Raw genomic sequence first — 7,358 nt, 5'->3', positions numbered from 1 at the left:
CTGACTCGAAATCAAATGCGGTGTTTGGAAGCGCAGGGCTGAAAAACCTTGATACGGCGGGGTTTCTGCCGGGTAGTTGAAAACAAAATACGGTGAGTTCTCTCCATCAGTTCTCTCCAAAGCGCAAACCTTTGAGAATTGATGTTGAAGATAGATACGGAGAGGTATCGAAGCGGTCATAACGGGGCTGACTCGAAATCAGTTTGGGAGCAATCCCACGTGGGTTCGAATCCCACCCTCTCCGCCAAGCAATCAAGCGGTTTCCCTTTTTTGAGGGAAATCGCTTTTTTGCTTTTTCGGAGCCAGTTCTCTCCACTCTAAGGAGAGAACTGGCTTTGCCGTTCATTCCGGCAAAGCGGCGGTCATACCCATCGCGGGTTGCGCCTCAGGCATTTTCAGCCCTGTTATCATGGCCTGTGCCGAAGAAATCTTGGAATTGAAATCCAAGTGCGCGTAGATATTGGCCGTCGTGGAGAAATCGCTATGTCCTAACCATTCCTGTATCTGCTTCATTGGTACGCCATTGGCAAGCAGCAAACTCGCGCAGCTATGCCGAAGATCGTGAAAACGGATTTTCCTCAAACCGTTCTTTTCAAGCAGCAGCGGAAACGATGTAGTCAGATAACCGGGCTTTAGGAGGTTTCCCATCTCATCCACGCAGATGTATCCGAGATAATCCTTGTTGTATGAGCGCCCGCAGAGTTTCATGTTCTGCTCCTGCTTGGCCTTGACATCGAGCAATCGTTCCTTGAACACTTGCACAAGGGGAAGCGTTCTCATGCTCGACTTTGTTTTCGTGGTGTCCGAAGCGACTAATACCTGTTTCCCATCGAGGTTGCAAGTAGTGACGGTGTGGCGAATGGTAATGGTTTCGTTGGCAAAGTCAATCGCGTCCCATTTAAGGCCGATGACCTCGCTCCGGCGCAGTCCGTAGAAAGCGCCCAACAGGATAGGCAGTTCAAGCCTTGTTCCCGCCGCTGCTTCAAAAAGACTGTTCATCTCATCGCTGTCGTAGAAGCTGCCGACGAACCGTTCCATCTTGGGGCGGTCAATCTTGTCGGCGGGGTTTGTAGGGATAAGGTCTGTCCTGACCGCATACTTCAAAGCACGATGGATTATCACATGGTAGTGAATGACGCTGCTCGCCTTAACCCGTTTGAGCTGTTGGGTATAGAACTCCTGAATGTCTCGCGGCTGCAAGCCAATCAGGGTCAACTCCTTGGGCTTAAAGTACGGGATTATCGTATTCTTAACCATCGAGGAATACGATGCGTAGGTGGTCAATGCGACTGACCCCTTGGCTATCTCCAGCCATTCGGTGAGGTAATCGACAAAGAGCATATCCTCCGCGACGGGAACATAGTCGGCCACAAAGGTCTTTCGTGCTTCTTGAAGCATTGTCTCGGCTTTCCGCTTGTTGCCCTTGATAGGCAATCCTGTCGGAACCCATTTAGTCTTTCGCTTGCCGTCTCTGTCGCTGTAACTGAGAACGATGTAAAACAAGCCTTTTTTCTCTTGTAGGTGTCCTGCTACCATAATCTGTACCTCCTTTACTTGGCAGCCGGAGACAACCTACCGTTGACAAGAACATAATATGCCAAGCGGTAGGTAATCTCAAGTTTGTCGCGTTCACATAGCCTGCCTGACTTCAGACCCGATTTTGAGATAGGTCAGCAAGTGGGCTTTCGGAATACGATAGCTGCGTCCGACCTTGAGGCAAGTGATCTCTCCGTTTCGGAGAAGCTGGTAGCCGGTTTTCGTACTGACGCCGAGAGCAGCGGACATCTGATTGATGTCGAGCACGTCCGGGTACTCTTTGAGCATCAGGTTATATGCGTCTTTAGTTGAGAGGATAGTATTCAATGTTTTCTCCTTTCCATAACGAAAGACGGGTTTCCCCGCAGAAGTTGAATAGATGTCGTATTTGCCACGCCTCCCCGACAACTGGGGTCTTTACAGGCCGTCTCTGGCGAGACTGTCATAGTTCCATGATGCCGCTGCTTGTAGGGCTGGCGCACATCACAGGACTCCGCCTCAAGTCTGTGGGCGGGCGTGAGCAAGTTTCATTATCTTCCGCGCTGTCATCGCGCCCGGATTGCCTGTCCGGGGTCAAGCCTATACGCTGATCGCTCTGGTGTTTCCACTGTCATCGCGGCGCGGCTTGTTTCGCTATCACGCGGGGTTTGTGCCTGTAAAAACGTATATGAAGTTGTCAAGGTTCGGCGAAAGAAGAAAAGTCCTCTCACTTCTAAAGCCGAAAAAAACGGGGTTTGAGCCATTTTATTTTTCATCTCCGACAACTTTTTTTAGATACCTGAGTATGCGCCGCCTACGGTTGTTGATCGTTTTTTGCGGAAGTCCGCTTTTATCTTGGTACTCCCGTTCCGTTAAACCATCGAAGTACAGCGCGTGGATAAGGTCATAGTCGCTACTTGGCAGGTTCTCTACTGCGTCAGCAACCATCTCGACCATCATGTTATGGATGACTTCATCTTCGACGTTGGTGAGAATATCGACGATGAGTTCCTCGCCGGAATACTCAGCACAGTCAGCGGCGTTATATGAAAACTCATTGTGCAGTTCTGCTTCCTCGGCAAGATACTTTTCCCTCCGGCGCTGCCGCTGGTAGTCACGATAGGTTTTCTCATCCACTTCCAGCAGATAGCCGTGGAGCTTCACAAAGCGCCGGTTCTCATATCCGGGCTTCCATCTGCCGTTCTCTACAAGCTCGTTTGTCGGCGCTTCCTGATAGCTGCCGTTTACAAGCACAAACCCGTTCTTCTTGTTCGTATCCATTTCAATCCTCCAAATAGTATGTTTGTGTTGGGCTGCCGGTGTCGGAGGCTACGGATACTTGTCCGCATACGATTCCCATTGAAACATCTCTTTTCCTTTCCGCTACGGAGAGCCGGAAAGGACTAAAGAGAACGGGGCCGCATGACCTGAAACAAGCGAAGTCGCACATGGACAGCTTTTGCATATAGCAATAGCGTTCCTTGTCATGCGGCTTCAGGTGTCTCGATATAGTCATATCGGCCCCGTAGCACTGCCACGAAGATATTTAGTTGTAAAGCTGCAAGCCGGGTTTAGTGTCTCTTTCTGCGCCAGCTCACAAGGTCAATTACCATTTGTCGTCCGCATTTATCGCACTTGCCGTCGATGTGTCCTCTTGTGTCGGGGTACTTGCGCGTAAGCAAGCGGCCACAGTACGGGCATCGGATGTCCTTTGGTTTTATTCCCTCAACCGCTGATCTGGAGACGCGAACTTTCTCCAGCGTTTCGGCTGTCGGAGTATTACATACTGTCCTCATCGTTTACCACCTCCAATGGGTCAGAAAACTCGTTGTACGGCTTCTCCACGATATATCCGAGCTGACGCAGCCGGATGACCATAGCGGCTTTTGAAACCTCCAGAGCACCGCACAAGTGTGTTAGTATCAGTTTGTCGTTACTCGCAAAATGGTTCTCATAGCTTGTCAGGCTACGGCCACGGGCGTACTTCTCCATAAGCAGCTTAACGCTGTTGGGCGGCATAATCAGAGCGGCTCCGAGAGCGTTTGCTTGCCATTCGCTCCAGTCATCCTTCGTAACGAGTTCCCGCAGAGAGTATGAACGTCCCGCGTATTGCCGCAATAGAGACTGCTGCTGCTCGTCAGGTTCCTGCCGGAATAGAATCTGATGAGAGCACTCATGGGATATTGTGAAGCGGCGTCGGCCTTTGTTGCTGTCAGGCTGAGAGAATGGCTTTATAAGGCTGTCATCAATCAAAATGGTGTTCTTGGCCACCTTGATAATCTGCTTGTCCATGTAGCGTTCCAACTCAACCTCCACATCGGCATAGGTCGTCAGACCGAGAACATCGCCGTTATCCGACAAGCGGGTGTATGCGACGTTCAAGCCAAGGCAACGCGAGGCAAATGCCTCTATGTCAATCGGATGGACGTGGTTCGCATCATCCGGCAATGCGCCAAGATAGTCTTTGAGTATGGCTTCTGCCAAGTCCTCAATGTTTGCGAGGGATAGAATCATCAGTTTCTTGCTCCTTATGAGTACATCATGCCGGGCATGATAATGTCGTGGCTGCTATGACCGGGGAGTTTCATTTCTCCCAAGAGCGCAGCGGGATAAACAGCCCACTTCCCAAAGCGCCCACGAATGTCCTCAATTGCATCTTCCAGCTTGTCACGCTTCTCCCGTTTCTCGGCATCATCGAAAAGGATAAGCTGCTGGGGTGTTTCCTTGGGAATGAGATTGATTGCACGGACGGTCACGGCTCGAACATCCGTGTGCCAGCGGTAGTTGGTGTCAAAAAGCCTCCTTGCAAGTGCGGCTATCTCCATAGAGCTTTGCGTTGCTATTTCAAGGGGCGCTTGGTACTGTTTGTACGCCAGCCCATTGTCCTTTACGGTAATCTGTACCCCTTTGGCGCAGAGTTCGTGAACACGGAGCTTATGCCCTATGTCCTGAGATAAATGGAGCATCACTTTCCATACTTCGTCGGGCGTTTCAAGGTCAGCGTTACAGGTAATACCGTGACCGATTGACTTCACCGGCGAATGAAAGCCTGATTGCATGACGCGGGAGGTGTCCGCGCCGTTGGCATAAACCCATAGCTGCTCTCCGTTCTTACCGAGCTTGCTCCGCAGAAAATCCGGCGAGGTCTTTGCGATGTCCCCTATGGTGTGGATGCCATAGGAGGACAGTTTCTTTTCTGTTGCCCGTCCAACGTAGATCATCTCCGACGCTGCAAGCGGCCAGACTTTCTCTTTATACTCGTCATGGCTTATCGTTGTGATGGCGTCGGGCTTCTTCATATCCGAGCCCAATTTTGCGAAAATCTTGTTAAACGAAACGCCTATGCTCACCGTCATTCCAAGTTCCTCGCGCACGGTCTTTCGTATTTCCTCTGCTATTGAAAGTCCGTCGCCGTAAATGCGTTGGCTGCCGGATACGTCCAACCAGCACTCATCCATGCCAAAAGGCTCTACCAAGTCGGTGTACCGCTCATATATGGCGCGGGTGAGCTTTGAGTATTTGAGATACTGCTCGTACTGCGGGGCAACCATTATGAGGTTTGGGCAGCAGCGTTTCGCTTCCCAATTCACCATGCCGGTTTTCACTCCGGCTCGCTTTGCCAATTCTGACTTTGCGAGAACAATGCCATGTCTGTCCTCTGTTGACCCGCATACCGCAACCGCTTTATCTCGCAGCGCCGGATTAAGCATCGTCTCCACGCTGGCATAAAAGCAGTTCAAGTCGCTGTGCAAAATAGCCTTTTCCAAGTATTTTTTCACCTCCCCACTTGACAATGAACTCCGTTTCGTGTATTCTGTAAACACGAACCGTCATTCGCCTTGCGGTGATTTTGATTATAGCGAATATCGGTTCGTGTGTCAAGGGGTTAGCGAAAAAAATTCGTTCTCGAAGGAGGCCATACAAAAATGCAGTATGGAGAGAAAATCAGAGCTGCTCGTGAAGCAGCGGGCATGACACAGAAACAACTGGCCGAAGAAGTCGGAGTCACCGTCCGCACCATCCAGCTTTATGAAGCAAATGACCGGCAGCCCAAAAACGCTACTGCACTCATCACAATGGCTCATGCTCTCGGCGTCGATACCGATTATTTTCTTTCGGCGCAGGAGATTGACCGCATAAAGGAGGAAGAAGCGTTCCTTGCCGAATCCGCAGAGAAGTTCGGGTCAAGGGGCAAGGCACAAGCGCAGCTTATCCTCAATCAGACTACTGCGCTGTTTGCCGGTGGCGAACTGGACGAAGCGGACAAGGATGCTTTCTTCCAAGCTATGAGTGAGATATTCTTTGACGCCAAGAATCAGGCGAAGAAGTACACGCCCAAGAAATACAGAAAGTCGGATAATAGCCAAGAATGAGTGAAGTACGTTTTTTCGTACAGCACTTGTGGTAGGCTATATTAACGACATCCGACCTAAAGGAGGTGGGCTGTGTGCAGAACGCAATTATTCAAGAGATCGAGCGGCTAAAAAAGCGATACGGGACTTCAAACCCGTATGAGCTGATAGACGCTCTGAATATCCATCTGATTTGGAAGAACAACTTGGGAAAGCTGAAAGGCTTTTACTATGTTGTTTTGCGTGAGCGGTATATCGTGATAAACGACAGGCTCCATGAGCGTGACAAGTTGCTTGTTGCCGGACATGAGCTGGGGCATGACAGGCTCCACCAGAGCTTGGCCAAGGTTGCCCCCTTAAAGGACTTCATGCTGTACGACATGACCTCTCATGCAGAGTATGAAGCAAACGTGTTTTGCTCTGAACTGCTGATTGAAGATGAACTCATTGCGGAGTGCATCGCGGATGAAATGGACTACTTCCAGATGTGCAGCACGGTCGGCTTCAAGCCGCAACTTGTCACGTTCAAGCTCTATGGCATGATGCAGCGTGGGTATCCGATAAACCTCCCCGAAAGTCCAAACAGCAATTTCCTTAGAAAGTGAGGGTGACGGTACAGCTATGGAAAGCATCAAGGTCTATGTGCCGGTACTCGCTGCTTTTGCCGCAGACGGCAAAATGATACCCCGCCGTATCCGTTGGGAGGACGGCGAGGTCTACGAAATAGATAAAGTTCTTGACTGTCGCCCAGCCGCCGCTTTGAAGGCTGGAGGTCAAGGAGACAGATACACGGTGCAGATCGGCGGCAAACAAAGCTATCTGTTCTTTGAGCATAACACAGATGTGAGCGCAAGGGACATTGGCCGCTGGTTCGTTGAGAGACGCTGACAATGGAGAGCATCAGAATATGGCGCTAAAGAAAATCACGCTGATTTCCAACAATATTTGCTTTGGGCCGGAACCGTCCCCGGAGGATGAGGTGGAACAACGTCTCACCGTAAACTCAAAAGGGCAAGTTTGGTTTACCGGGTATGCCTATGCCAATGGTTTTGGACAATATGCCCCAAGTCGGCGGCTTCGGATTGCCATCGGAGATAAAGCGGCGAACAAGGTTCTATCGCTCGTTGACCGCTACTTCCAAGGAGATTATCTTTGCTGCTATGCAACGGATGTGGGCGACTGGACGATAGAGCTGGCTTATACCGATGGAACGAAACGAAAGGAAACGGGTTCGCTTTGCGAGGATCTAACAGTGGATACCATTGGGTTATCAGACTACATACGGCAAAGCATACCGATAGACAACCTGTTCGTTTTCGATGGGGCAATCTATCAAGATGATGAACAAGAGTAAAGGCGCGGGCAAGCCTCCGCGCCTTTACTCTTGCTTTTTGCCGATATGATAGTATATGAATAATCCACGAAACGCTGCAAACGGCCGTGTCAAGTAATGTTCGCAAAAAGGGCGCCTGAAAAATGAATTTAAGCTGC

General features: G+C 50.4%; 9 protein-coding genes and 1 tRNA gene. 5 read left to right on the top strand and 5 right to left on the bottom strand.

Annotated features, from left to right (window positions below; genetic code table 11):
• Nucleotides 1-158 precede the first annotated feature (158 nt).
• Nucleotides 159-247, top strand: a tRNA-Ser gene (locus tag PK629_06090).
• 95 nt (nucleotides 248-342) lie between these two features.
• On the opposite strand, the gene PK629_06085 is transcribed toward PK629_06090, so the two are convergent.
• From PK629_06085 to PK629_06065, 5 genes are all read right to left on the bottom strand, one after another.
• On the bottom strand, nucleotides 343-1,536 hold the full coding sequence (locus PK629_06085; GenBank protein ID HOP11040.1) for a site-specific integrase: 1,194 nt from the start codon (nucleotides 1,534-1,536) through the stop codon (nucleotides 343-345).
• 93 nt (nucleotides 1,537-1,629) lie between these two features.
• Nucleotides 1,630-1,863 (bottom strand): helix-turn-helix domain-containing protein, encoded by a 234-nt coding sequence (locus PK629_06080; GenBank protein HOP11039.1) that lies wholly within the window; start codon nucleotides 1,861-1,863, stop codon nucleotides 1,630-1,632.
• Nucleotides 1,864-2,280: 417 nt separating this feature from the next.
• Nucleotides 2,281-2,796, bottom strand: coding sequence for a sigma-70 family RNA polymerase sigma factor (locus PK629_06075; protein HOP11038.1), 516 nt, complete (start codon nucleotides 2,794-2,796; stop codon nucleotides 2,281-2,283).
• Nucleotides 2,797-3,294: 498 nt separating this feature from the next.
• Nucleotides 3,295-4,029 (bottom strand): ImmA/IrrE family metallo-endopeptidase, encoded by a 735-nt coding sequence (locus PK629_06070; protein ID HOP11037.1) that lies wholly within the window; start codon nucleotides 4,027-4,029, stop codon nucleotides 3,295-3,297.
• 14 nt (nucleotides 4,030-4,043) lie between these two features.
• Nucleotides 4,044-5,282: a DNA polymerase IV gene (locus PK629_06065; protein HOP11036.1), complete on the bottom strand. Its 1,239-nt coding sequence runs from the start codon at nucleotides 5,280-5,282 to the stop codon at nucleotides 4,044-4,046.
• A 159-nt stretch (nucleotides 5,283-5,441) separates the two neighbouring features.
• On the opposite strand from PK629_06065, the gene PK629_06060 reads away from it, so the two are divergent.
• The 4 genes from PK629_06060 to PK629_06045 all read left to right on the top strand — a co-directional run bounded on the left by PK629_06060 (nucleotide 5,442) and on the right by PK629_06045 (nucleotide 7,221).
• Nucleotides 5,442-5,888, top strand: coding sequence for a helix-turn-helix transcriptional regulator (locus PK629_06060; GenBank protein ID HOP11035.1), 447 nt, complete (start codon nucleotides 5,442-5,444; stop codon nucleotides 5,886-5,888).
• Between the two features lie 74 nt (nucleotides 5,889-5,962).
• Complete coding sequence (locus PK629_06055) at nucleotides 5,963-6,472, top strand: ImmA/IrrE family metallo-endopeptidase (GenBank protein ID HOP11034.1); 510 nt, start codon at nucleotides 5,963-5,965, stop codon at nucleotides 6,470-6,472.
• 16 nt (nucleotides 6,473-6,488) lie between these two features.
• Nucleotides 6,489-6,755 (top strand): hypothetical protein, encoded by a 267-nt coding sequence (locus PK629_06050; GenBank protein HOP11033.1) that lies wholly within the window; start codon nucleotides 6,489-6,491, stop codon nucleotides 6,753-6,755.
• Nucleotides 6,756-6,774: 19 nt separating this feature from the next.
• Complete coding sequence (locus tag PK629_06045) at nucleotides 6,775-7,221, top strand: hypothetical protein (GenBank protein HOP11032.1); 447 nt, start codon at nucleotides 6,775-6,777, stop codon at nucleotides 7,219-7,221.
• The last annotated feature ends 137 nt before the right edge of the window (nucleotides 7,222-7,358 follow it).

The sequence above is a fragment of the Oscillospiraceae bacterium genome (genome assembly GCA_035380125.1).
Lineage (GTDB): Bacteria > Bacillota > Clostridia > Oscillospirales > JAKOTC01 > DAOPZJ01.
The sequence above is the reverse complement of the archived record's forward strand: the minus strand, read 5'-3'. Positions and strand labels throughout refer to the sequence as shown.